Origin of the sequence: Streptomyces liliiviolaceus (assembly GCF_018070025.1) — a bacterium.
Taxonomy (GTDB): Bacteria; Actinomycetota; Actinomycetes; order Streptomycetales; family Streptomycetaceae; genus Streptomyces; species Streptomyces liliiviolaceus.
On the sequence record NZ_JAGPYQ010000001.1, the window covers coordinates 5253626 to 5277444 of the forward strand.

Here is a 23819-nt window from a genome sequence, read left to right on the forward strand (position 1 = left end):
GGCACCCATGCGCACGGACCTGGAGATGCACCCGGGGCCTGTCCGTCCGCCAGGGCCCGGATGCGGACCACACCACCAGGAGGAACCAGTGTCGTCCCCGCACCTGCTCACCCCCGAGGAGAGGCTCGCCGAGGCGAAGAAGCTGTTGGGCCTCCCGCGTATCGTCGCGATCTGCGGCTCCACCCGCTTCATGACCGGGATGAACGAGGCCGATCTTCGCGAGACCAAAGCCGGAAAGATCGTCGTCAAACCGGGCTGTGATATGAAGTCGCCGCACGAGTTCTGGTCCGATCCTGTCGAGGCCGAGGCGCTGAAGGTGCGCCTCGGCGATCTGCACCGGGCGAAGATCCGGCTCGCCGACGAAGTGCTCGTGGTCGGCGACTACATCGGAGACAGCACCCGGGCCGAGATCGCCTACGCCCGGTCGCTGGGCAAGCCCGTGCGGTTCACGCACCCCGATGTCGATCCCGGTGCCTCACCGCCCGGCGCCTGACCTTCTCGCGGTGGCTTCGGGCGTCGTCGAGCCCAGCAGGCCGGTTCCGTCTGCGCGGCAGGCGTCCGCCTGTCGCATTGCAGTCGTATGGCATGTCGCCCGTCGGCCTTCAATGTTCGAATTTGCTGCCGTTATCTTTCCGGGGTCGGTTCCCATCGAAAGCGAGCACCATCATGTCCGTGACGGATGAGTACCTGAGCAACAACGCCTCCCAGGCGGTTTCCTTCGAGGGGCCGCTTCCCCTGCCGCCGTCCCGTCACCTGGCGGTGGTGGCCTGCATGGACGCGCGCCTGAACATCTACGAGATTCTCGGGCTCGCCAACGGTGAGGCCCATGTGATCCGTAACGCCGGGGGCGCCGTGACCGACGACGCCATCCGGTCTCTGACGATCAGCCAGCGCCTGCTGGGGACACGCGAGATCATCCTCATCCACCACACCGACTGCGGCATGCTGACGTTCACCGACGACGAATTCAAGCGGCAGATCGAAAAGGAAACGGACATCCGACCGGCCTGGTCGGCGGAGGCCTTCTCCGATCTGGAGGACGATGTGCGGCAGTCCATCCGCCGCATCACGGCGAACCCCTTCGTGCCCTACACCGACGCCGTGCGGGGATTCGTCTTCGACGTCGCCACCGGCCGGCTCCACGAGGTCGCCGCCCACCCGGGCGAGGCCGCCTGAGGAGTCCTCCGCGCGGGCCGGGGCCACTACTCCCCCGTACGCCCTACGGGGGTGTCCGCCTCGGCCAGCCGGTGCTGCAGCTCGATGTGCCGGAACTGGTAGACCGCGCCGACCCGGCGCAGCACACCGCGCCGCTCGTGCGCGTCGGCGAGGAAGGCCAGCAGGTCCAGGGGCAGGCGGACCTGGACCGCCAGGTACAGACGGGCGACCGCGTACCGGCTCCAGGCCGCCTGCCGCATGCCGATCGCCAGTCCCGCCAGCAGGGCCGGGACCAGCCCGACCGCGTACACCCACAGTCGCCCGTCGCTGGGGTTCGCGCCCCATACGCCTGTCGAGCCCCACAGCGCGGCGCACCAGCCCTGGGTGCCGATCACCACGACGCCGACGACCACCGCCGTCACCACGCAGGTGCTCAGCATGCGGCGGTCGCTGGCCAGCAGGGTCCGTCCGTCGACCGCTGCACCGAGTTCGACGGGCACGGTGCGCAGGGCGTGCATGAGCAGGCAGGCCACCGCGAAGACCGCGCTCACCTGCCCGGCGCCCCAGGCCGCCGCGACCGGATCGGCGGGTGCGATGTACACGCGGTCCGCGCCGCCCGAAAGCACGTCCGCGAACAGGCCCTCCAGCAGGACTCCGGCGCCCAGCAGCATTCCGCCGAGCAGTCCCCGGCACACACCCCCGGCGCTCCAGTGCCAGCGCACCCGGACCGCCGGGCGAGCGGCCTCCGTACGCGGTCCGTCCCCGACCACGGCTGCCGCCAGGAGCCCGTACAGGAGGGCGCTGACGGTGCCGCAACCGTTGCCGAACCCCAGCGCGTAACAGCTCGCGGCCACGATGCCGGTCGCCAGGGCGCGCCGGTTCCACGAGGAGGGGCGGCGGACCGCGAGCCTGCGGCCGAAGGCGAACCCGGAGATGATCACGCCGACGAGCGCCAGCGCGCCGCCGTCGCCCAGCCGGTGCAGTACGAGTGCGACGGTCGTGTCCGGAGCGGCGGCCGCCGCGCACAGCAGGGTGACCGTGACGCCCGCGACGAGGCCGCCCGCCAGTCCGCCGCACATTCCCGCCGCCACGACGCCGAGCCCGCCGCGTTCCTCCCAGTGCGGTGTGGCGGGCAGTTGTGGGGCGAAGTGGTGGATCAGTTCCATCATCGAGCCCTCGACCAGCCAGCCGAGCGTGCCCAGCAGTACGCCGGCCAGGACCCGCGGAAGCACGGTCGGGACCGCGTGGTGCAGGCGCCACCAGGCCAGCTCGGCCGCGCCGTCGCGCCCCTGTTCCATGCGCCGGGCCAGGAAGCCGAGCGTGTCGCGTGCCTGGGCCGCGGTCCATCGGCTCGGGCGGCGCGGATGCGGCCGGTAGGCGGCGGGGACGAACGCGTCGAGGAGGTGGTGCTCGACGGCGGTCCTCGTCGGGCGCCGCAACAGCTCGGCCGGGTCAGGCAGTTGTCCGTCCTCCTCGCCGGGGCGAGGGTTGTACACGGACCGGGCCAGGGACACCATCAGCGGGCTGGTGAGTGCCTGTGCCACCGGCGCGTCGGTGCCGAGCGCGGCCACCACGGGCGCCCAGCGCTCCGCCGCGGGAGTACCGGCCCCGCCCGCGTCGTGCAGGAGGTAGTCCGCGACGCTCCGCCCGTCGAGCGGGTCGAGCCGGATGCCGGCCAGCCCGGCCGGCCGTGCCGGAACGCCGGTACGCGGCCGTAGCGCGGCCAGGTACTCCCGCGGGCGGCTGGACAGCACCAGACCGCAGCCGTACGACAGTGCCGCGGCGATGCGGTGCAGCGCCAACGCGCCCGCTTCGGAGGGGAGTTCGTCGAAGCCGTCCAGCACCGGCAGGACGAGCCGCCGCTCCAGGAGCATCCCGGCCAGGGTGCTGTCCCCGTACGCGCCGGGCGCCGCCTCGGCCAGGTCCGCGTGATCCTGGATCAGTCTGCGCTCCATCCACGCCCGCAGTTCCTCGGTGGCAGGGTCCCAGGAGGCGAGCGGAAAGAGCACGGGGACCGGATCCCCCTGCGCGCGACGCTCCGTCAGGTCGAGGAGGAGCCGGACGAGCAGGATGGTCTTGCCCGACCCGGGGTTACCGAGCACGAGCAGACGCCGGTGGGGAAGGTGTTCGGCGAAGAGCGCGCCGAGTTCCCCGTCGCGTCCGGCCAGCCGTCCCGACTCCTCGGTGGTCGCGAAGTCCGGGTCCGCGCCGCGCCAGGAGACGGGCAGCGGATACGGCTCCGCCAGCCGCCGCGTGCGGGCCTCGTTCTCCCACTGCCGCATCACGGCGACGGCCAGCCGGTCCGCGACGGCGCCGGGGTCGTCCACCGCGGCTTCGGCGCGCTCCGCCCGGTAGGCGCACCAGGCGAGGTAGGCACCGGCACCGGTCGGCAGCAGGGCCGCGACCACGGTGGCGGGGTCGTCCAGGCGCGGGGCGACGACGAGCGCCCCGAGGACGCCGCCGAAGAACAGGACCAGGTACACGATCCCGGCCCGCCGTACGCGCGACCTGGGGACGACTTCGCTCACCCGACGAAGACTTGCGCAGCACGACCCCGTACAGGTGCGGTTCCGCGTTTGTTCCATCCGAGCGGGTGAAACGGGTCGCCGCGGGGCGGGTGCATAGGATCGCCCGCATGACTCTGCGACCTGTTCTGGTGAACATCAAGGCCGTCGACGACTCGGCGGTCGGCCGGTTCTGGGGCGAGGCCCTCGGCTGGCGTGTCACGAGCGGGCGATCGGGCGCGACCGCCGCCCAACCCGCCGGCTTCGACTGGCTGGACCCGAACAGTGGCGCCGTCTGCATCTCCGTCATCGCCGTACCCGAGCCCAAGTCGTCGACGAAGAACCGTGTGCACCTCGATCTCGCCACCACCTCCGAGGCCCACCGGGCGGAACTGGTCGCGCGCCTCAGGGCTCTCGGCGCGACGCCCGCCGACGTGGGCCAGGGCGAGGTGCCGTGGACGGTCCTCGCCGACCCGGAGGGCAACGAGTTCTGTGTGCTGGAGCCCCGGGAGATCTACCGGGACACCGGGCCGATCGCCGCGGTGGTCGTCGACTGCGCGGATCCGCCGGCCATGGCCCGGTTCTGGGGCGAGGCGATGAACTGGACCCTCCGGAGCGTGACCGACGACCAGGCGGTGTGGCGCTCCCCCGAGAGTGTCGGTCCGTATCTTGAGTTCCTCCGCTCGCCCGATGTGAAGACGGTGCCGGACCGCGTCCATCTCGACCTGGTGCCGGGCCCCGGTGACGACAAGGCGGCGGAGGTGGCCCGGCTGCGGGCCCTCGGCGCCACGGACCTCGACGTCGGCCAGGGGGACGTCCCGTGGACGTGCCTGGTCGACCCGGAGGGCCATGAATTCTGCGTCCTGTCCCGCACATGAAGCGTCAAACGGTCGGCTGCTCCAGCGCTGTACGCCACAGCCCCGTGACCTGAGTCCGCAGACGTTCCGTGTCGACGCGTTCGGGATCGATCAGCCGTTGCATGCCGATCCCCCGGAGCTGCGCGACGATCGCGATCGCCGTCTCGTCCGGTGCCACGGCGGGGCGGATCGTGCCGTCGGCGATCCCGGCGGCGATGTCCTCGTACAGGTCCGCATGGAACGCCTCGTTCCGCTCGCGGAAGAGCTGAGTCAGTTCCGTCGCCGTCGCGGACTCGGTCCAGAGCTTGAGGAACACCCTGTTCAGCACGCCCATGCGGCCGAGTCCGCCGATGTATCCGTCGATCAGCCGCAGGAGACGGTCAAGACCGGGCGGCAGGCCGTCCAGTCCGGGTACGAATCCGGACTGGGCCGAGCGGGCCAGGCGTTCGACGAGTGCCTGCTTCGACCCGAAGTAGTGGGTCACGAGTCCGCGGCTGTAACCGGCGCGCTCCCCCACGCCCGCCAGCGTCAGCGCGCGTACGCCCTGTTCGTCGACCAGTTCGGCGGCAGCCGTGAGCAGTGCGGCTTCGGCCTCTTCACGGCGCTGTTTCTGCGTGCGGCGGGCGGTGGTCATGAGACGGACCCTACAAGAAACTTGTCAGACGACCAACAAGTACATAAGAATGCGCTGTCGGCGGCGCTTGCCCCGAAGGCATGCCGGAGACCGGAACGGGAGGCGTCGGACGATGCGAACCCCTCGTCGTGCGCCGCGAGCGGACGCCCAGGAGAATCGCGCCCGCATCATCGAGGCCGCGCACGCCGCCTTCGCCGGCGACCCCTCGGCGAGCCTCCAGGCGATCGCGAGGGCGGCCTGCGTCGGCCAGGGAACGATGTACCGCCACTTCCCCGACCGCGAGGCCCTGCTGCTGGCCGTCTACCGCGACGAGCTCGACGCGCTCGTCGCCGCCGCTCCGCTCCTGCTGCGCGAGCACGGGCCGCTCGAAGCCCTGCGCCGCTGGTTCGAACGCCTGGCCGCCGACGGTCGCGCCGGCGGCGGGGCGTCTTCGGCCGTGGAGGCCGCCACCCGTGCCGGCCGGCAGCACCCTCCGGTCGTCGCCGCCGTGGACCTGCTGCTCCGTGCGGGCAAGGAGGCGGGGCAGGTACGACCGGACGCCGAGGCGGAGGAGGTCCTCGCGCTGGGGTCCTGCCTCTGGAGGCCGGAGGGCGGCACCCCGTGCCCGGAGCGCGGTACGAGGATGCTCACCGTCATCATCGACGGCCTGCGCGCCGACGCGCGGCGATGACGTACGCGGCTCTCCCTACGAGGTGACGCGGTCGGAGGCGGGCCACAGGTAGGGCAGGTCGTCGGGAACGTCCGGGAACAACGGGGTGTAGACCTCGGGCGCCTTGCGCAGCAGCGCCGACTGGTGGCTGCGGTGGAAATCGGGGTCTCCCAGCCAGGGCGGCAGTTCCCCGTCGTCGGCGAGGTCCTCCTGGGCACGGACGGCGGTCCCCGGACGGGCCAGGCCGAAGTCGGTGACGAGCGTGGTGGCACAGGTGTCGGCACGTCCCTCCGCCACCCACACGGCACACACGTCCAGGCCGTACCGGACCAGTGCCTCCTCGTAACCGATCCACATCCGTACCGCGGGATGGTGCCGCCAGCCGTAGCCGGGCACGGTCAGGCCGCGCAGCACCTGGAGGGCCTCGACCCGCTGTTTGCCCAGGCGCGCCTGGTCCAGGACCGCGGCGGACCGCGTGAAGCCGGGGTACGGAAGAAAGGTCTGCACACGGCATGCCTACCGCGGCAGGCCGTTCCCGTACCGGCCCGCTCCCCCGCCGGCCCGTCCCCCTCCCGGCCCGTCCCCTCAGCGCGTCCCGCATCCGTCCGTGTGCTGCCGCTGGAAGATCGGTTGTGGAACGTGCGTGCGCGGGTACGCGGAGTCGGGGTGCCGACGGCGGCCACGTCGGCGGATTCCACGCGACACGCCGGACGTCACGAGCCGGACGTCACACGCCGGACGCCGGACGTCGCACGCCGCCGGTCACACGCCGCATGCCGAACAAGGAGAGTGCCCATGGCCGCTACTCGCGGAGAACCGGATGTCCTGGTGGTCGGCGGAGGGCTCGCCGGGCTGGCCTGCGCCCGCGACCTGGTGGACGTCGGTCTCGACGTTCGGGTCCTGGAGGCGTCCGACGAGGTCGGCGGGCGGATGCGCTCGGACCGTCACGAAGGCTTCGTCGTCGATCGCGGCTTCCAGGTCTTCAACACCGCCTACCCGCAGGTCCGCCGACGGCTGCCGCTGCGCGAACTGCGGCTGAGGCCCTTCACCCCGGGCGTCCTCGTGCACACCGAGGACGGACCGCTGCGCTTCAGCGACCCGACCCGCAGGCCGCGCACCCCCCACATGCCCTCCCCGACACACGCTCTGCGCGACCTGCGTCCCGGACGTCTGGCGGGCACCCGCGATCTCATCGCGCTGGGCACCCTGTCGGCCCGGGACATGCTCGCGCCCGTACGGCTGCTGAAACGTGAACGCGGCGAGGACCGCACCACGCGGACCGCGCTCGCGGCGGCGGGGTTCTCCGAGGAGTTCGTCGAGCGTTTCTTCCGGCCCTTCCTCTCCGGCGTCTTCCTGGAGGACGAGCTGGAGACCTCGGAACGCGTCTTCCACCTGGTCTGGCGCAGCATGCTGCGCGGCACGCTGTGTCTGCCGGGCGAGGGCATCGGAGCGGTCCCGCGCGCGCTCGCCGCCGCGCTCCCCCGGGCGACCGTACGTCTGGACACCCCGGTCGCCCGGCTCACGGACGACGGAGTCGAACTGGCCACGGGCACCGAACTCCCGGCCCGCGCCGTGGTGGTGGCCACCGGCCCCGGTCCGGCCGCAGGTCTGCTGCCGGACCTCGACGTTCCGGCGTACCGCGTGGTGACGACGTACTACCACGCCACGGCACGTTCCCCGCTCCCCGAGCCCACCCTTGTCACCGACACCCGCAGACGATTCCTGAACTCCTGTGTCCTCAGCGAGGTCGTCCCCTCCTACGCGCCCGCGGGCAGGTCCCTGGTCGCGACCTCGGTGCTCGGCGAGGACACACAGGGCCGTGAGCGGGAGGTCCGGACGGCACTGGCCGACGCGTACGGTGCCGACACCGGTGGCTGGGACCTGCTGACCGTGCGTACCGTGCCCGACGCGCTGCCGGTCATGGCGCCCCCGCAGCCCCTCAGCCGGACCTCCCGCGTCGCACCCGGCCGCTATGTGTGCGGAGACCACCGGGCCACCGGATCGGTACAGGGCGCGCTGGCCTCGGGCGCCCGGGCGGCCCGTGAGGTGGCCCGGGACCTCGGCCGGTAGCCGCCGTCCCGGGCTCCTCTCGCCCAGCCGTCGCCGCCGTCCCTCAGCCGGTGCTGTCCAGGAGTTCCTGGAGCACCGACTCGGGGTCGCGGAGCACCGAGACGAGCAGGGCCTTGTCGTACGCGGAGTCGCCCAGCAGGGAGCGGGCCGTCGACTCGTACTGGTCCCGGACCGGTCCGAGCTCCGGAGTGCCCCGCTGCGGATGGCCGACGGCGGCCCAGTAGTTCTCGCCGGCCCCGTACGCGGCGACCGCGGGCCCGCCGGCACCCTGCGCGGCGAGCGCCGAGGCGAGCAGGTCCAGGCCGAGGGCGATGCCGAAGCTGTCACCGATGCGACGCTTGCCGTCGAGCATGGCGGCCGCGTGTTCCACGGCCGCCTCCGCACGATCCTCGAACAGCGCGAGCAGCGCCAACTGGTACTCGGCGTACGACCGGGTCCACCACTCGCCGCGTACGACACAGTCCCGGCGCAGCTCACCGGCCTCACGGCGGGCCTCGTCGCGCAGGCCCTCGCCCGTCATGGCGAAGACGCGGATCAGACGGCACAGCACACGGCCCACGGAGGCGAAGGGCCCGCCATCAGCACTTCTCAGGGCCGCGTCGACGACGAACCGCGCGGCCATCGGACGGCCCCGCAGCAGATGGACCAGCCCCTGCAGATAGGCGGCGTGCAACGCCCCTTCGACATCCTCCTGGGCGGCGGCCTGCCGCTGGCAGGCCAGGGCGAGCCGCTGCGCCGCGTCGTGCTCGCCGCACAGCACCCGGACGACACCCAGGGACCACAGGGCGCGGGTCCGCACAGCTCCCGGCTCCTCCGTCAGTGCCAGGGACTCCTCCAGATAGCCCGTGGCCTCCCGCAGGTGACCGCAGCAGCTCCAGAAGAAGCCCAGCAGCCCGGCCAGTTCGAGGGCCTGCTGCGGCCGGCTGGTGAGGAAGTGGTCGAGCGCGGCGCACAGGTCGGAGTGGGCCGCGGAGATCCAGCGGTACGCGTCGATCTGCGTCGGGCCCAGCCAGTCGGCGTGGGCCCGCCGGGCACGGCGCAGGAAGAAGGCGGCGTGGCGCCGGGCCAGTACTTCGGTCTCGTCGAGTTCTCCGAGCCACATACGGCCGTACTCGCGCAGCGTGTCGAGCATCCGGAAGCGGCCGTCCACGCGGGCCACGACGGATTTGCGCTCCAGGCCGGCGAGCGCCCGCTCGACGTCCGCGGCGCGCAGGGTCTCGTCGGCGCACACCGCGCGCACCGCGTCGGCGTCCACGGCGTCCCGGAACACCGAGAACCGGGCCCACAGCAGACGCTCCGGGGGCTCGCACAGCTCGTGGCTCCAGCCGATCGCGGTGCGCAGCGTCCGCTGCCGGAAGTGCACGCGTCCCGCGCGGACCGAGTGCTGCGCGGAGAGGTCCAGGCGGGCCCGCAGGAGTTCCTCGACCTCGTCGAGCGTGTGGTGGGCCAGCTGGCCCGCCGCCAGTTCCAGCGCGAGCGGGATGCCTTCCAGCCGCCGGCACAGCCGGGCGGCGATCAGGACGTCCTCCGGGCCCAGCGGGCCGGTTCCCGTCACCGCCGCACGCCGGCAGAAGAGTTCCACGGCGTCGGAGGCCGGTGGCAGCGGCTCCACGACGATCCGGTGCTCGCCGTCCATCCCCAGCGGTTCCCGGCTGGTGACCAGCACGGTCACTCCCGGGCAGTCGTCGAGGAGGCGGGTGAGGAGGTCGCGGCAGGCCGCCGAGAGGTGCTCGCACGAGTCCAGCACCAGCAGGACGTCCTTGCCCGCCAGCCATGCGCACAGCGCGTCCAGGGGCTCGGCCGTCGCGTGGTCGGCGAAGTCGAGGGCGTCGGCGACCGTGGCGAGCAGGAGGCGGGGGTTCGTGAGCGGCCACAGGTCGGCCCAGGCGACTCCTCTGGTGCCGGTACGCATCACCTGCTGCGCCGCGTGCAGCGCGAGCCGGCTCTTGCCCACGCCGCCCACACCCGTGAGGACGACCAGGCGGTGCCGGTCCAGTGCGTCGGCGACGCGGGCCAGTTCCCGGTGTCGTCCGACGAGTTCGTCAGGGGGCTCAGGCAGGTTCCTCAGCACGGTGACCGTCTTTCATGTGCGTAGCGCGTGCGCGTGGCTTGTGTGGTTGGGGGTGGGGTGGGGTGCGTGTAGGGGTCCGTTTGCGGGTGCGGGCCGGTGGGGGCTTGTCGCGCAGTTCCCCGCGCCCCTAGGGGGTCATGCCTCCGCCACTCGGGATGCGACGCGTCTCTTGCGCGGCATGCGCCAGGTCCGGCATCGGCGCCACATCTCGGATCGGTCCCCTCAGTCCGCCGCGGTCACGGTCGCGGCCGGAGCCGTGGCGGCGGCAGGCGGCGGTGTCATGGCCCACCGCACGGCCGACGTCATGGCCGAGCCGAGCGGCCGTACGCACAGGTTCTCGGCCACCGCCAGCCGGGGCAGGCCGAGTTCCGTGGTGGCCCAGGCGGGCAGCAGGGACACCGCGTTCGCGGCCAGCACCCCGTACGGGAGCCGGGCGAGCAGCGGCAGCGGCGGGTTCAGCAGCAGGAAGCGTGCGGCGTCGCGCGTCTGTGCGGTCGCCCTCAGTTCCGGGCGGTACGCGTCGAGCCGTTCCGCCAGCTCCGCCCGGTCGCGCGGGGGATCGACGACGCCCAGCGCGGCGGCGACGCGCGCCATGTCCGCGACGTACCCGTCGCACTCCGCGGGCGTCAGCGGGTGGCGCCCGTAGCGCTGGTGGGCGCGCAGGAAGCTGTCGGCCTCCGCGACGTGGACCCAGGCCAGAAGGTGCGGGTCGCTCGCACGGTAGGCGAGTCCTTCGGCCGTCACCCCGGACACCCGTTCGTGGACCGAGCGCACCTGCGCACAGGCCAGCTGTGCGCTCTCGGCGGTGCCGTACGTCGTGGTCGCCAGGAACGTACTGGTGCGCTGGAGCCTGCCCCACGGGTCGCCGCGGAAGCCGGAGTGGGCGGCCACCGCGGCCATGGCGAGGGGATGGAGCGACTGGAGGAGCAGGGCCGAGAGACCCCCGATGAACATCGACGCGTCCCCGTGCACCCGGCGGACGGGGCGCTCCGGGCCGAACCAGCGCGGCCCCGGCGTGTCGTGGATGCGGGCGCGGTTGCGCGGGCCCTCGGGTCCCGCCACCCGGGCGAAGAGCCCGCTGCCCAGGCGTTCCCGCAGTCCGTCGACCCGGGATGGTCTGTTCGGTTTCATCGGTGACGTGTTCTCCTGTCGGGCGGTTGCTCGCGGGCGCGCGTAGCACGCGGTACCCGCGCCCGGTGGGGCCGGCACCCGCCCCCACCGGTTCCGTCCGGCGGCTGTCGGGTCCACTCCCCACTCCTGATTCCGGACTGCGGCCCCGTTCGGACGCACCCGTACGCAAAATCCGCGCGGGCGGCGCGCCGGGGCGTGTCCCGGGCGTGTCGCGGACAGCGGAGCGGTCCGGCAGGCCTAGTGGTCCGGGACGTACGCCGTCCCGATAGCGTGCCGACATGCGCGAGTCACCGTCCGAACCGTCCCCGTCCGTCAGCGCCAGCAGCCCCCGCAGGGCCCGTGAGCTGGGGCTCTCCGTCGGTGATCTGCCCACGGGAACGCACAACGCCCTCACCGATGTGCCCGGGGTCCGCGTCGGGCACACCACGCTCGTCCGGCCGCCGCGCGTGCACAGCGGTGTCACCGCGATCGTGCCGGACGGGGTGGGCCCCGGCAGCCCGCTGCCCGGCGGGGTGTTCGCGGGCAACGGCTACGGCAAGCTGCTCGGCACCACGCAGCTCGCCGAACTCGGCGCGCTGGAGACCCCGGTGCTCCTCACCTCGACCCTGTCCGCCTTCAGGGTCGCGGACGCCCTGGTCGGCTGGGTCCTGGAGCGGCCCGAGGGGGCTGCCGCGCGGAGCCTGAACCCGGTCGTGGGCGAATGCAACGACGGTCTCCTGTCGGACATCCGCTCACGTCCGGTCCGCGAGGAACACGTCCGGGCCGCGCTCGACACCGCGTGCGGCGGGCCGGTCGCCGAGGGCGGCGTCGGCGCGGGCACCGGGATGACCGCGCTGGGGTTCAAGGCCGGCATCGGCACCTCGTCACGACGCGTACCGCTGGCCGGCCGGGACGTGACACTCGGGGTGCTCGTCCAGGCCAACTTCGGCGGCACACTGCGGGTGTCGGGCCGTGCGGTCACGCCCGCCGACGTCGGCGTACCGACCGCGGACCCGGACTCCACCACGAGCACCGCGCCCGAGGCCGGTTCCTGCATGGTCGTGGTCGCCACCGACGCGCCGCTGGACGCCCGCCAGTTGACCCGCCTCGCCCGGCGCGCCGTCTACGGACTCGCCAGGGTCGGCGCCGCGTACGGACACGGCAGCGGCGACTACGGCCTCGCCTTCGGCACGCGTCCCCTGGGCACGCCCGCGGGGCCCGCCGTGGTGCCCGACGACCGGCTGGACCCCCTCTTCGTCGCCGTCCTCGACGCCGTCGAGGAGGCCGTCCTCAACTCGCTGCTCACCGCCACCACGACCACGGGGCCGTACGGCCACACCCGCCACCCCCTGCCCGCGGCACCCCTCCTCGCCCTGCTGGGCCGAGGAGACCCGGGCGCCGCGGGAGGCTCTCAAGCCCGGTCGAGGGCCACCGGACCCGGTCCCGAGTCGGGTCCCGTCACACGCGGGTCCGCGGGCCGGGGTGCGTAGATGGGGGCGTCCTCCTGGTAGAAGAGGTCGATGTCGGCCTCCTCGCCGCCGACGATCAGTGTGTCCCACGCACCGCTCTCCTGGAGCGTCCGCAGGGTCGACGGGGCGAGCGTGGCGAGGTGTTCGCGCAGTTCCTCGTCGGAGGGCATGCCGGGAAGGCGGGTTTCCAGCCGGTCGCGTATCGCGCGCATGCGCTCAAGCAGCGCGTCCAGGTCGGGCTGCTCGGCCTCGGCCTCGGCCTCGGAACCGCCGGCCTGTGCCATGGCGGCGACCGGAGACTCGCCCTGCTCCATGCTGCGGGCGATGATGTCCTTGATCGCGCGGGTGGCGCCCTGTTCGTCGGTGGTGACCATGGCGTTCCACGCGCGGCTCTTGTGCCGGTACTGCAGCATGGACATCGCGGCCTCGTGCCGGATGAAGTCGGCGTCCCGCAACGGCCGGCCCTGCCAGGTGCGGCTGAGCGAGCGGGCCAGCGAAACGGCGGAGGCGAGACCGCTGTTGAGACCGCGCCCCGGCCAGAAGTGGATGGCGTTGGCGGCGTCGCCCAGCAGGAAGCCGTACGTTCCCGGGGTCGTCGCGGTGGAGCGGGTGAGCTGCGCCGTGAACCTGGGGCGCTGCACCATGTCCAGCCGGAACGAGGTGATGGCGCTGAGGTCGTCCTCGGCCACACCGAACAGCTTGAGGCCCTCACGGATCCGCTTCCACAGGTGCGAGCCGCGCAGCAGGGCGGGCAGGAAGAGGGTGCCGTGGGTGGGACAGACGAACTCGTTGTCCTCGTGGCGGCTCATCACGCAGGGACGGGCGGCGATGCACTCCTCGAAGACCTGCCGGACGGGATCGATGCCGATCACGGCCTTGGTCTCCTCGCGGGTGAGCCTCATGTTCAAGAAGCCCTCGCCGCGCAGCGAGTTGAGCAGGAACCTGTTCTGCGACACGGTGAGCAGGACGCTCATCCGGTCCGTGAGCGGCGACTTGACGCGCAGCCCCAGCACCACGTCCTGGAGGTGTTCGCCGTCGAGGGAGTAGATGGACGCGTCGGCCGCGCCGAAGCGGTCGGCGTAGTGCTCGCGGGTGCGGGACCGTCCGCCGTCGCAGATCGCCAGGACATGGTCGTTGGCGACCCGGTGCTCGTGCTCCGAGGGGTCGAAGCGCTTGGGCACGAGCCGGATCGCGGACTTGCTGTTGGCCAGTTCCAGCAGCTTGTCCTCGACGTAGGCGATCCGGATGTTGCGGGGAGGCCGGCCGTCGACGGAGTCGGGCCCGACGGGCCACATCTCGGAGAAGTGCTGCCCCTCGGCGAACAGCGCGGACTGCATCTCCTCGGTCAGCGCGAGGTACTGGCGGCTCTGGATGGTGACGACCTGCTGGCGGCGGACGTTGCCCAGCGTCTCGTCCTTCCAGGCCACCGTCGTACCGTTCTTCACCCACCGCCCCTCGTAGACGGTGATGAACACCCGTCCCTGCAGGGCGTTTTCGAGCAGCAGGGCGAAGGCGAGGCCGACCGGGCCCCCGCCGGCGATGGTGACGCGGAGCGCGCTGGGGTTCGCCAGGGCCGTGGGACGCGGCACGTCGAGCTGGGAGAGGTCCATGACCGTCTCCAGCGCCTCCTGCGTCTCGAACAGGAAGGTCTCGTCGCCGATCCGGATGACGTCACCCGGGGCCAGCGGGTGCCGGGTGATGCGCCGCTCGTTGACGTAGGTGCCGTTCCTGCTGTTGCGGTCGTGGAGGACGAACGCGTCGTCCTCCACGACGATCTCGGCGTGCAGCCGTGAAGCGCTGGTGCTGACAATGATCACATCGTTGTCGCTCTTGCGACCGAACCGCAGGGCAGCGGTGCCCAGCACCACGCTCTGACCGCTGAAGGGACCCGTGCGTCCCACGATGACCGACGACACTCAAACTCCTAGCAGACATGCCCCGGTGCCGGGCCCGGCCGCACCGGGCGGCCGATCCGGCACGAGGGCCAACTGGACCATCACAAGCAGGGAACCCGGGTACGGTCGGGCCGCACCGGGCCGGTCAGCGGGCGGCGGTGCGCCGAGGGTGCACGGCCGCCGCTCGGACCGTCACTCGCATGTCAGCGTGAACGGCACCGTGTCGGAGATGGTCTGCTGCGACGACTTGATCTCCACGCCCATCGCACTCGCCAGCGTCCCCTCCTGCGCGTACGTCGTCACACGGATCGTCTCCTGGTGGGTGCGGGGCCCGCCTTCCGAGAAGGTCAGCGCCCGCCACGTCTTGTCGACCACCGACCCTTCCGCCGAGACCCATCGGTAGGTGAACCGCACGGGCAGCTCCGTCACTTCGAAGGTGGCCGTGAACGCGGGTGCCTCCCCCTGGGGCGGCGGGCAGCTCCCCGCGTACGTCGTGTTCGTCCCCGTGACCTTCACCGTGACCGGCGGCTGTCCCTCGGCGCCCGAGCCGTTGCCGTCGGCGTCCGCGGTGGGCGAACCGTTCTGTGCCTGCTGCGCGGAGGAACTCGTCTCCGCGCCGGGGTTCTTGCCGTCCGCCCGGTCCTCGTCGTCACGCGTCAGGGCGTAGCCCAGTCCGCCCAGCAGCAGGGCGGACACGGTCGCCAGCGCCACCAGCAGGTAGCCCTTGCGCTTGCCCCCCGACCGGGCGGGGGCGGGCGTCTCCGTGGTGACCGGGCCGCTCGCCGTCGGGAGCGAGTACGCCGGCTGGGGCTGCGGCGGTGTGAGCGCCGCTGCCGGCTGAGCGGGCCCGAAGGTGCCGACGGGGGCGGTGGGGGCGACGGGGCCGGTCGTGCTCGTAGCCGTCACGTCGAAGGGTGAGACCTGCGGTGAGCTCTGCGCCTGCCCGGCGGGCGCGTCGACGACGGTCTCCGACGTACCGCCCGCGGCGGCGGGCTGCGCCTTCGCGTGTACGTCCCCGGTCCGCGCGTCGGCGGTCGCCGCCGACGTGGCTTCGGTCGCCGCGCTCCGCGCCCCTGCGGCGTGCGTCACCGCGGACTGTGCCGCCGCGGCTTCCGTGGCTGCGGTCCGCGCTGCCGCGGCCTCGGTCTCGGCGGTTCGCGTCGCGGCGGTTCGCGTCGCCGCGGCGTCCGAGGACGAGACCCGCGTCGCGAGGCGCGGATCCTCGGTGGGCGCGTCGAGGGTGACGTCCGAGGTGAGGTCCGACGAGGAGGGCTGCGCGCCGGCGACGGTCACCGCAGGTGTGGAGTCCGTCGCCGTGACGTCGGCGTCGGGCGTGCCGCCGGCGGCTATGAGGCGCAGGTCCCGCGCCGTCTGCTCGGCGGAGGCCCGCTCGGCGGGGTCCTTGCGCAGGAGCCCCTCGATGACCGAGGTCAGAGGACCGGCCCGGTGCGGGGACGGCGGCTCGTCGTCGACGACGGCACGCAGGGTGCCCAGGGCGCTGTCCTGCCGGAAGGGCGAACGGCCCTGCACGGCGGTGTGGAGCAGGACACCGAGGGACCACAGGTCCGTGGCGGGACCCAGGGCGCGGCCCAGGGCCTGTTCCGGTGCGAGGTACTCGGGGGAACCGACCACCTCGCCGGTCATGGTGAGCGCGGTGTCGCCGACGACCATGGCGATACCGAAGTCGGTGAGGACCACCCTGTCGTCCTCGGCCAGCAGGACGTTGGCCGGTTTCACGTCACGGTGCAGCACATCGGCGGCGTGCGCGGCACGCAGCGCGCTCAGCACCTCGGCGCCGATCCGCGCGGTCTCCTGCGGGGTCAACGCGCCCTGGGTTCTGATCAGTTCCGCGAGCGAGCGGCCACGGACCAGCTCCATCACGATCCACGGGCGGTCACCGTCGGTGACCACGTCGTGGACGGTGATCACATTGGGGGCGGTGATACGCGCCGCGGCCCACGCCTCCCGCTCCAGCCGGGTGTACATGCGCTGGATCTTCTCGGCCGACTGTCCGGAGGGGGCGCGCACCTCCTTGATGGCGACCTCACGGCGCAGCACCTCGTCGCGAGCGCGCCACACGGTTCCCATGCCGCCCTCACCGAGGGCGGACAGCAGGCGGTAGCGGTCGGCGATCAGCCGCTCCGGGCTCTCGTCCGGAGACACTGCGTCCTCGTGGTGCATCGGGGCCAATCTCCCTTGTCTTTGGGCATGAATGAGCGCCCGGACATGTTCTGTCCGATCGGCACCTCTCACCACCCAGGTGCTTTCAGCTATCAACTACACGCAGGACAGGGGCCGTTCGGTTGCTGCAGTCTAGCCCTGACGCCAGTCGCGTTCGGACAACGCCAGTCGTATCTTGTCCGTATCTGTTCAGTGCGCACCAGTTGACGCTTCGGACCACGCTTCGAGCCGGCGGGCGTGGATCACAGTCGGTGATGTCCGGTCACGATCAACCACCTCGCACCACAGTGCGTCACGGCGGGCAACAGCGCGTCACGGCGGGCTCGCGGCCACGCCCCGGGCACTGAACGCCTAGATCAGATGCCCTATGGCCTTCTTAGAGGTCCTAACAAAGGCGTTGTGCGTGCCGGTGGGTGATGAGGCAGGTGGCGAGGCCGAGGAAAGCCTCGTGGATGTCGTCGCGTCGCTCCCAGCGGATCCGCAGGCGGCGGAAGCCGTGCAGCCAGGCAATCGTGCGCTCTACCACCCAGCGCAAAGAGCCCAGGCCGGATCCGTGTTCGACGCCTCGCTCGGCGATGACGGGGCGGATGCCGCGGGCCCAGAGCAGGCGCCGGTACTTTTCGTGGTCGTAGGCCCGGTCTGCGAGCAGGGCATCAGGTCTGCGTCGGGATCGGCCGACGACGCCGGATACCGCTGGGATCTTGTCCAGCAGTGGCAGCAACTGCGTGACGTCGTTGCGGTTTCCGCCGGTCAGCGACACCGCGAGCGGGATGCCCTGGGCGTCGGTGACGACGTGGTGCTTGCTGCCCGGCCGTGCGCGGTCGACCGGGCTGGGCCCGCTTTTGGGCCCCGCCGGGCCGCCCGCACGTGGGAGGAGTCGATCACCGCCCGCGACCAGTCCAGCTTCTTCGCCGCCCGCAGCTTCTTCAGCAGCACCAGATGCAGTGCGTCCCAGACCCCGGCCGCGTTCCAGGCGGCAAGGCGCCGCCAGCACGTCATGCCCGAGCCGAAGCCCAGCTCCTGGGGCAGGTACTCCCACTGGATGCCGGTATGCAGCACGAACAGGATCCCGCACAGCGCCTGCCGGTCCGGCACCCGCGGTCTGCCCTCGACCAGCTTCTGTGCCGGCTCGGGCAGCAACGGCTCAATCAGCGACCACAGTTCATCCGACACGATCCACGGCCGCGACTCACGCTTCGCCACGACAAGACCAACGAACGATCAAGCCGATAGTCACACGATCATCAGCTTCTGTTAGGGCCTCTTATAGGCTTGCCCCGTTCTGGGGCTGCCGGGCAATGGTGCTCAGCGCGACGGGCCACGGGAACCGGGAACGTTCCCGGGCCCTACCTCGCCTCCCACCACCGGACCCTGTCTGTGAAAGGTCTCCCGCACCATGCCCCTGGCCCTGCTGGCCCTTGCCGTCGTCGCGTTCGGCATCGGCACCACCGAGTTCGCCACCATGGGACTGCTGCCCCAGATCGCCGACGGCGTCGGCGTGTCCGTGCCGCAGGCCGGCAATCTCGTCTCCGCCTACGCGCTCGGGGTCGTCGTCGGCGCCCCCGTGCTCACGGGCATCGGTGCGCGCGTCCCCCACAAACGACTCCTGCTGCTCCTGAGCGGCCTGTTCGTGATCGGCAACGCCGCGTCCGCGCTCGCCCCCAACTTCGGCCTGCTCTTCGCCGCGCGTTTCCTGTCGGGTCTGCCGCACGGAGCGCTGTTCGGCGTGGTAGCGGTCGTCGCCTCCCGGCTCGTCGCTCCCGACCGGGCGGCACGCGCCGTCTCGAAGATGTTCCTCGGGCTGACCGTCGCGAACATCGTCGGCGTACCGGCCAGCACGGCGCTCGGGCAGCAACTGGGCTGGCGCTCCGCCTACTGGACGGTCGCCGTCATCGGCCTCATCGCCCTGGTCGCGCTGGCCCTCTTCGTCCCCCACCAGCCACGCGGGCAGCTGTCCGGCATCCGGCACGAGCTGCGGGCGATGGGCAACCGGCAGGTCGCGATCGGCCTGGCCACGGCGGTCGTCGGATTCGGCGGGTTCTTCGCCGTCTACAGCTACCTGGTGCCGATGCTCACGCATCTGACGGGCATCTCGGACACATCGACCACGCTGGTCCTCGCGCTCTACGGCGTCGGCATGACCGGCGGCACCCTGCTCGCGGGCCCGCTCACGGACCGGGCACTACGACCGACGCTGTACGGGGGACTCGCTCTCCTCGCCGCGGCGCTGGTGACGTTCTACTTCACCGTCCACAGCACCGTGCCCGCCCTGATCACGATCACCGTCATCGGGGCGATGGGCTCCCTCATCACCACGCCCGTCCAGATGCTCCTCATGGCCAAGGCGAAGAACGCGCCGACCATGGCGGCGGCCTCCAACCACTCCGCTTTCAACCTGGCCAACGCGGGCGGCGCCTGGCTCGGCGGTCTGGTCATCTCGGCGGGCTGGGGCTGGGCCTCGCCCAACCTGGTCGGCGCGGCCCTCGCCGTGGCGGGCCTGGGCCTCGCCTTCACCGGGGGCCTCATGGACCGGGGCGGCCCCCGCTCCGAGACGATCACGAAGTCCGTGGGACCGGCCGAGGCCTCGCCGACGGGAGAGGGTGCGGAGCACCAGCGCACCTAGCCCGAGCGACCGGGGGTTCGGGGGGCGAGGGTTCGGGGGGGTCCGGGGGTTCCGCGTCCGACATGCACGATCATGCTCGGCATGGACACTCGTTTCTCCGGCATCGCGGATCTGGTCGGGACCCCGTCCGTGGTGGTCGTGGTCGACGTCATGCGTGCCTTCACCGTGGCCGCCTGGGCCTTTGCACAGGGGGCGGAAAAGATCGTTCTCGCCGCGTCCCTGGACGAGGCCCTGGCGCTCAAGGCCCGTCACCCGGACTGGGTGGCGCTCAAGGACGGCCCGCCCGCGCCCGGCTTCGACGCCGTCAACTCGCCGGGGCTGCTGCGGTCCGTCGACCTCGCCGGCCGGACCGTCGTACAGAAGACCACGGCGGGGACGGTCGGCGCCCTCGCGGTCAAGGGGGCGCGGCTGGTGCTGTGCGCCGGCTTCGTGGTGGCGGAGGCGACGGCTCGGCTCCTGCGCAGGCACGACCCCGCCGGTGTCACGTTCGTGGTCACCGGCGAGGACGGGCGGGCCGAGGAGGACCTGGCGTGCGCCCAGTACATCGCCCGGCGGGCCACCGGAGCCGGGACCGATCCCGCGGACTTCCTCCGCCGCGCCGCCGCCTCGCGCGCCGCCGTCGAACTGGCGGAGGGCATACGTCAGGGAGCCCATCCCGACGACGTCGCGCTCTGCCTTGAGCTCGACCGGTTCCCCTTCGCCATGGTCGCGACCTCGGAGGGTCCGCTCATGGTCCTGCGCCCCCACGCGATGCCGTAGGCGCGCGCAGCGCCTCGCGCAGGAGCGTGACGGCCGGCGGGATCTCCGTGTCGCCGATGTTGCCGTACCCGAGGACGAGCGCCCGTTCCGCGGGCGGGTTCGTGCGGTAGTCGTCGAGGTCCGCCAGCCGCAGTCCCACGGCGGCGGCCGCCCGGACCGCCCCGCGCGTGTCGGTGTCGTCCGGCAGGTGCAGCAGGATGTGCAGCCCGGCGGCGGTGCCGGCGACCCGCCCCTGCGGCACCTGCTCGCCGAGTGTCCGCACCAGCAGGTCGCGGCGGGTCCGGAACCGCCGCCGCGCCGCGCGCAGATGGGCGTCGTACCATCCGCGGTCGATGAAGGTGGCGAGCGCAAGCTGGTCGAGGACGGGTGGCGCGGCGGCGACGAGGTTCGCCGCCCGGAGCACCGGGGTCATCGCGGCGGGCGCGACCATCCAGCCCAGGCCGAGGGCCGGCGACAGCGTCTTGCTGACCGAGCCGAGGAGGAAGACCCGGCCAGGATCCATTCCCTGCATGACGGCGACCGGACGGCGGTCGTAGCGGAACTCGGCGTCGTAGTCGTCCTCCACGACGAACCCGTCCACCTCGCGGGCCCAGCGCACCAGCCGTGCCCGGCGCGCCGGGGACAGCACCGTCCCCGTGGGGAACTGGTGCGCCGCGCCGACGACGACCGCCCGGGCGGGCGTCCGCGCGAGGTCGTCGACGCGGAGGCCGTCGTGGTCCACGGGCACCGGGTGCACGCGCAGACCGGCGCTCGTGGCGGCGTCCCGCAGCCGTGCCCAGCCCGGGTCCTCCACGGCCAGGTCGGCGATCCCCTCGGCGCGCAGGGCCCGGCAGGTGCGTACCAGACCGTCGGTGACGCTCGCGCACACCGACACGGTCCCGTCGTGTGCGTCCGCGCCGCGCGAGCGCCGCAGGTACTGCGCGAGGGTGCCACGCAGCTCCGCGTGTCCGGCGGGGTCGGGCAGGCCCAGGTCGTAGTGGACGGCCGAGCCGGTAACCGCCCGGACGGCGTCCGCCCAGCGGCGGCGGGGAAAGGCCCGCAGGTCGGGCAGGCCGGGCGCGAGGTCGTACCGGATCGGTGGCCGTGCCGGTGCGCGCGGCGCACGGGAGCGCGGCGGCGCGGTGTCGGGCGACCAGGAGACGCGCGTGGCGGAGCCCACCCGGGCGCGGAGGTATCCCTCCGCGACGAGCTGCCCGTACGCCTCCGTCACGACCCAGCGCGAACAGCCGAGTTCCTCAGCCAGGGCGCGGCTCGGGGGCACGGCGGCGCCCTCCGTCAGTCGGCCGTCCCGGATCGCGGTGCGCAGCGCGCGGGCCAGGCGATCGTGCAGTCGGCGCCGCCCGCCGCCCGCAGGACCGACGCCCGCCGGTCCGACGTCCAGCAGGGTCGCCCACGCGAGATTGGTCTGGGAATCGGTCACAGAATTGGAGCGTAGTGCCGATCCGAATCCGCCTAGCGTCGGGGGCATGATGGAGAACCTGGTCCTCGGGGCCATGCTGTTCGGCACCACCACGGACGAGCGACGGTCGTTCGCGCTCCTCGACCGTTTCGTGGACGCCGGTGGTGTCTGGATCGACACCGCCAACTGCTACTCGTTCTGGGCGGATCCGAGTGGATTCGGCGGCCAGAGCGAGTCGCTGCTCGGCCGCTGGCTGGCGAGCCGCCCGGGCGTCCGTGACCGCGTCCGGATCAGCACCAAGGTGGGCTGCGAGCCGACCCTGGCCGGACGGTTCCCGGAGACGGCCGAAGGCCTCTCCGGCGGGGCCGTGAAGAGCGGGATCGAGGGCAGTCTCCGCAGGCTGGGTACCGATCACGTCGAGCTGTACTGGGCCCACAAGCCCGACCCGGCCACACCGCTGGAAGAGACGGTGGCCGCCTTCGACGAGCTCGCGTCCGCGGGCGCGGTCGGCCAGCTCGGCTGCTCCAACTACCCTGTCTGGCAGGTCGAACGGGCCCGGCAGCTCGCGCGGGCGAACGGCGGTACCGGCTTCACCGCGGTGCAGCAGCACTACACGTATCTGCAACCGCGCCCCGCGACCCAGCCCTCCGTGGTGCACCGGTTCGGCGCGGTCACCGACGAGGTGCTCCACTACCTGGAGCAGCACCCGGACATGGCCCTGTGGGCGTACACGCCGCTGCTGGCAGGCGGTTACACCCGCACGGACAAGCCCCTGCCCGCGGAGTACGGCCATCCGGGCACCGCCGCACGCCTCACGGTGCTGGACGAGATAGCCGCCGAGACCGGCACGAACCGCAACCGGGTGGTGCTGGCATGGCTGACCGGGGGCAGCCCGGCTGTCACGCCGATCGTCGGGGTCAGCACGGTCGGGCAACTGGACGAGGCGTTCGCGGGGGTGTCACTGGACCTGACCGCCGATCAGCGCGAACGGCTGGACTCCGCGATGTGACTCGCGGCGTCCGGCCGACGCCGGCCTCGGGGGCGCGTCGTGGCCGCCTGCCGGAGAATGGACGTCGGCGCGTCGGCGGACCACGAGAAGAGGAACAGCGATGAAGCACATCGAACTGCGTGACCTGGACGTTTCCCGTATCGGTCTGGGTGCGATGGGCATGTCCCACGGCTACACGGGCGCCGGGGTCGACGACGCGGAGTCCGTCCGTACCATCCACCGCGCAGTGGAACTGGGCGTCACCTTCATCGACACCGCCGAGGTCTACGGGCCGTACGTCAACGAGGAACTGGTCGGCCGCGCCCTGAAGGGCCGCCGGGACCAGGTCGTACTGGCGACCAAGTTCGGTCTGATCTCCCACACCGGCCGCTCAGGGCCCACGGACAGCAGCCCGGAGAACGTCCGCGCCGCCGCCGAAGGCTCACTCAAGCGCCTGGGCACCGATCACATCGACCTGTACTACCAGCATCGCGTCGACGCCGGCACCCCGATCGAGGACACCGTCGGCTGCCTGGCCGAACTCGTCGCCGAGGGCAAGATCAGGCACATCGGCCTGTCCGAGGCGGGGCCCGACACCATTCGCCGCGCCCACGCGGTGCATCCGGTCACCGCGGTCCAGTCCGAGTACTCACTGTTCACGCGCGACCCCGAGGCCCGTGTGCTGCCCGTGCTGCGCGAGCTGAACATCGGCTTCGTCCCCTTCTCCCCTCTCGGGCGCGGCTTCCTGACCGGTGCGATCCGCTCCACCGACCAGTTCGACTCGACCGACTTCCGTGCGGACAACCCCCGGTTCACCGAAGGGAACTTCCAGCACAATCTGCGTCTGGCCGACCAGGTCGCCGATGTCGCCGTGCAGATCGGGGTCACCCCGGCCCAGGTCGCCCTCGCGTGGCTGCTGGCGCAGGGCGACGACATCGCGCCCATCCCCGGCACCCGGCGTGTGGCCCGCGTGGAGGAGAACACCGCCGCCGACGCCGTGCGCCTCACGGACGAGCAACTCGCCCGGCTCAGCAGCCTTCCGCCCGCCGCGGGTGACACCCACACCGAGGCCCAGATGCGGGTCATGGAGCGCTGACGCCGCCGCCGCGGCGGCGCATGTCATGAGGTGTCAGACAAACACGGTGGCCCCCGGAACATGCGTTCCGGGGGCCACCGACGACTGCCTGTGAGACTAGGCGGGGGTGATGTTCTCCGCCTGCGGGCCCTTCTGGCCCTGCGTGACGTCGAAGTTCACGACCTGGCCCTCCTGCAGCTCACGGAAGCCGGAGGCGTTGATGTTCGAGTAGTGGGCGAAGACGTCGGGGCCGCCACCCTCCTGCTCGATGAAGCCGAAGCCCTTCTCGGCGTTGAACCACTTCACAGTTCCCTTGGCCATGCGCGTGCCTTCCAGTCGATATCGGACCCACACCGCGTGGGCCCGGAGGTGATCGCCCT

At 72.3% G+C, this 23819-nt stretch carries 19 protein-coding genes and 1 pseudogene; 10 read left to right on the forward strand and 10 right to left on the reverse strand.

Features of this window, described 5'->3' with window-relative positions; all coding sequences use genetic code 11:
- The first annotated feature begins 88 nt into the window (after positions 1 to 88).
- Together J8N05_RS22880 and J8N05_RS22885 are read left to right on the forward strand one after the other, a co-directional pair.
- Positions 89 to 493, forward strand: a complete 405-nt coding sequence (locus tag J8N05_RS22880; protein WP_210885425.1) for a TIR domain-containing protein — start codon at positions 89 to 91, stop codon at positions 491 to 493.
- 173 nt (positions 494 to 666) lie between these two features.
- On the forward strand, positions 667 to 1176 hold the full coding sequence (locus J8N05_RS22885) for a beta-class carbonic anhydrase (protein WP_210885426.1): 510 nt from the start codon (positions 667 to 669) through the stop codon (positions 1174 to 1176).
- Between the two features lie 26 nt (positions 1177 to 1202).
- Here the strand turns inward: J8N05_RS22885 and J8N05_RS22890 are convergent, their stop codons facing one another.
- Positions 1203 to 3683, reverse strand: a complete 2481-nt coding sequence (locus J8N05_RS22890; protein WP_210885427.1) for an NACHT domain-containing protein — start codon at positions 3681 to 3683, stop codon at positions 1203 to 1205.
- A 107-nt stretch (positions 3684 to 3790) separates the two neighbouring features.
- Between J8N05_RS22890 and J8N05_RS22895 the strand changes: the two genes are divergently transcribed.
- Positions 3791 to 4537: a VOC family protein gene (locus J8N05_RS22895; protein ID WP_210885428.1), complete on the forward strand. Its 747-nt coding sequence runs from the start codon at positions 3791 to 3793 to the stop codon at positions 4535 to 4537.
- Positions 4538 to 4541: 4 nt separating this feature from the next.
- Here J8N05_RS22895 and J8N05_RS22900 read toward each other — a convergent pair whose 3' ends face one another.
- Positions 4542 to 5150, reverse strand: a complete 609-nt coding sequence (locus J8N05_RS22900; RefSeq protein ID WP_210885430.1) for a TetR/AcrR family transcriptional regulator — start codon at positions 5148 to 5150, stop codon at positions 4542 to 4544.
- 112 nt (positions 5151 to 5262) lie between these two features.
- Here J8N05_RS22900 and J8N05_RS22905 point away from each other — a divergent pair, with 112 nt between their 5' ends.
- Positions 5263 to 5820, forward strand: a complete 558-nt coding sequence (locus tag J8N05_RS22905) for a TetR/AcrR family transcriptional regulator (RefSeq protein WP_210885431.1) — start codon at positions 5263 to 5265, stop codon at positions 5818 to 5820.
- A 15-nt stretch (positions 5821 to 5835) separates the two neighbouring features.
- Here J8N05_RS22905 and J8N05_RS22910 read toward each other — a convergent pair whose 3' ends face one another.
- Positions 5836 to 6306, reverse strand: a complete 471-nt coding sequence (locus J8N05_RS22910) for an MSMEG_6728 family protein (protein WP_210885432.1) — start codon at positions 6304 to 6306, stop codon at positions 5836 to 5838.
- 288 nt (positions 6307 to 6594) lie between these two features.
- Between J8N05_RS22910 and J8N05_RS22915 the strand changes: the two genes are divergently transcribed.
- Complete coding sequence (locus J8N05_RS22915) at positions 6595 to 7869, forward strand: NAD(P)/FAD-dependent oxidoreductase (protein ID WP_210885433.1); 1275 nt, start codon at positions 6595 to 6597, stop codon at positions 7867 to 7869.
- 43 nt (positions 7870 to 7912) lie between these two features.
- On the opposite strand, the gene J8N05_RS22920 is transcribed toward J8N05_RS22915, so the two are convergent.
- Positions 7913 to 9940, reverse strand: coding sequence for an ATP-binding protein (locus tag J8N05_RS22920; RefSeq protein ID WP_247706412.1), 2028 nt, complete (start codon positions 9938 to 9940; stop codon positions 7913 to 7915).
- A gap of 222 nt (positions 9941 to 10162) precedes the next feature.
- Positions 10163 to 11071: an oxygenase MpaB family protein gene (locus J8N05_RS22925; protein WP_210885434.1), complete on the reverse strand. Its 909-nt coding sequence runs from the start codon at positions 11069 to 11071 to the stop codon at positions 10163 to 10165.
- 278 nt (positions 11072 to 11349) lie between these two features.
- Between J8N05_RS22925 and J8N05_RS22930 the strand changes: the two genes are divergently transcribed.
- Positions 11350 to 12540, forward strand: a complete 1191-nt coding sequence (locus tag J8N05_RS22930; RefSeq protein ID WP_210885437.1) for a P1 family peptidase — start codon at positions 11350 to 11352, stop codon at positions 12538 to 12540.
- On the opposite strand, the gene J8N05_RS22935 is transcribed toward J8N05_RS22930, so the two are convergent.
- From J8N05_RS22935 to J8N05_RS22945, 3 genes and pseudogenes are all read right to left on the reverse strand, one after another.
- Positions 12462 to 14435: an FHA domain-containing protein gene (locus J8N05_RS22935; RefSeq protein ID WP_210885438.1), complete on the reverse strand. Its 1974-nt coding sequence runs from the start codon at positions 14433 to 14435 to the stop codon at positions 12462 to 12464. The genes J8N05_RS22930 and J8N05_RS22935 overlap by 79 nt on opposite strands.
- Before the next feature lie 171 nt (positions 14436 to 14606).
- The gene (locus J8N05_RS22940) at positions 14607 to 16595 is read right to left on the reverse strand and encodes a serine/threonine-protein kinase (protein ID WP_210885439.1); all 1989 of its coding nucleotides are present in this window, start codon (positions 16593 to 16595) and stop codon (positions 14607 to 14609) included.
- 385 nt (positions 16596 to 16980) lie between these two features.
- Positions 16981 to 17798, reverse strand: a pseudogene (locus J8N05_RS22945) (IS5 family transposase).
- Between the two features lie 193 nt (positions 17799 to 17991).
- Between J8N05_RS22945 and J8N05_RS22950 the strand changes: the two are divergent.
- Together J8N05_RS22950 and J8N05_RS22955 are read left to right on the forward strand one after the other, a co-directional pair.
- A complete protein-coding gene (locus J8N05_RS22950; RefSeq protein WP_210885440.1) occupies positions 17992 to 19218 on the forward strand; it encodes an MFS transporter in 1227 nt (408 codons plus the stop codon).
- 81 nt (positions 19219 to 19299) lie between these two features.
- Positions 19300 to 19977 carry a 2-phosphosulfolactate phosphatase gene (locus J8N05_RS22955; RefSeq protein WP_210885441.1) on the forward strand — a complete coding sequence of 226 codons (678 nt, stop codon included), beginning with the start codon at positions 19300 to 19302 and terminating at the stop codon, positions 19975 to 19977.
- Here the strand turns inward: J8N05_RS22955 and pdxR are convergent.
- Positions 19946 to 21397, reverse strand: a complete 1452-nt coding sequence (gene pdxR / locus J8N05_RS22960) for a MocR-like pyridoxine biosynthesis transcription factor PdxR (protein WP_210885442.1) — start codon at positions 21395 to 21397, stop codon at positions 19946 to 19948. The two genes, J8N05_RS22955 and pdxR, sit on opposite strands and share 32 nt — an antisense overlap.
- A gap of 46 nt (positions 21398 to 21443) precedes the next feature.
- Here pdxR and J8N05_RS22965 point away from each other — a divergent pair, with 46 nt between their 5' ends.
- Positions 21444 to 22385 (forward strand): aldo/keto reductase, encoded by a 942-nt coding sequence (locus J8N05_RS22965; RefSeq protein WP_210885443.1) that lies wholly within the window; start codon positions 21444 to 21446, stop codon positions 22383 to 22385.
- Between the two features lie 100 nt (positions 22386 to 22485).
- Complete coding sequence (locus J8N05_RS22970) at positions 22486 to 23460, forward strand: aldo/keto reductase (protein ID WP_210885444.1); 975 nt, start codon at positions 22486 to 22488, stop codon at positions 23458 to 23460.
- Between the two features lie 96 nt (positions 23461 to 23556).
- Here the strand turns inward: J8N05_RS22970 and J8N05_RS22975 are convergent, their stop codons facing one another.
- Positions 23557 to 23760 carry a cold-shock protein gene (locus J8N05_RS22975; RefSeq protein ID WP_107014587.1) on the reverse strand — a complete coding sequence of 68 codons (204 nt, stop codon included), beginning with the start codon at positions 23758 to 23760 and terminating at the stop codon, positions 23557 to 23559.
- Positions 23761 to 23819 lie beyond the last annotated feature (59 nt).

Bases quoted from the DNA above. Each gene is read 5' to 3' on its own strand.
- J8N05_RS22955 (WP_210885441.1), top strand. From the start codon at position 19,300: ATGGACACTCGTTTCTCCGGCATCGCGGATCTGGTCGGGACCCCGTCC.
- J8N05_RS22905 (WP_210885431.1), top strand. From the start codon at position 5,263: ATGCGAACCCCTCGTCGTGCGCCGCGAGCGGACGCCCAGGAGAATCGC.
- J8N05_RS22900 (WP_210885430.1), bottom strand. From the start codon at position 5,150: ATGACCACCGCCCGCCGCACGCAGAAACAGCGCCGTGAAGAGGCCGAA.
- J8N05_RS22975 (WP_107014587.1), bottom strand. From the start codon at position 23,760: ATGGCCAAGGGAACTGTGAAGTGGTTCAACGCCGAGAAGGGCTTCGGC.
- J8N05_RS22940 (WP_210885439.1), bottom strand. From the start codon at position 16,595: ATGCACCACGAGGACGCAGTGTCTCCGGACGAGAGCCCGGAGCGGCTG.
- J8N05_RS22925 (WP_210885434.1), bottom strand. From the start codon at position 11,071: ATGAAACCGAACAGACCATCCCGGGTCGACGGACTGCGGGAACGCCTG.
- J8N05_RS22885 (WP_210885426.1), top strand. From the start codon at position 667: ATGTCCGTGACGGATGAGTACCTGAGCAACAACGCCTCCCAGGCGGTT.
- J8N05_RS22930 (WP_210885437.1), top strand. From the start codon at position 11,350: ATGCGCGAGTCACCGTCCGAACCGTCCCCGTCCGTCAGCGCCAGCAGC.
- J8N05_RS22895 (WP_210885428.1), top strand. From the start codon at position 3,791: ATGACTCTGCGACCTGTTCTGGTGAACATCAAGGCCGTCGACGACTCG.
- J8N05_RS22965 (WP_210885443.1), top strand. From the start codon at position 21,444: ATGATGGAGAACCTGGTCCTCGGGGCCATGCTGTTCGGCACCACCACG.
- J8N05_RS22970 (WP_210885444.1), top strand. From the start codon at position 22,486: ATGAAGCACATCGAACTGCGTGACCTGGACGTTTCCCGTATCGGTCTG.
- J8N05_RS22915 (WP_210885433.1), top strand. From the start codon at position 6,595: ATGGCCGCTACTCGCGGAGAACCGGATGTCCTGGTGGTCGGCGGAGGG.
- J8N05_RS22950 (WP_210885440.1), top strand. From the start codon at position 17,992: ATGCCCCTGGCCCTGCTGGCCCTTGCCGTCGTCGCGTTCGGCATCGGC.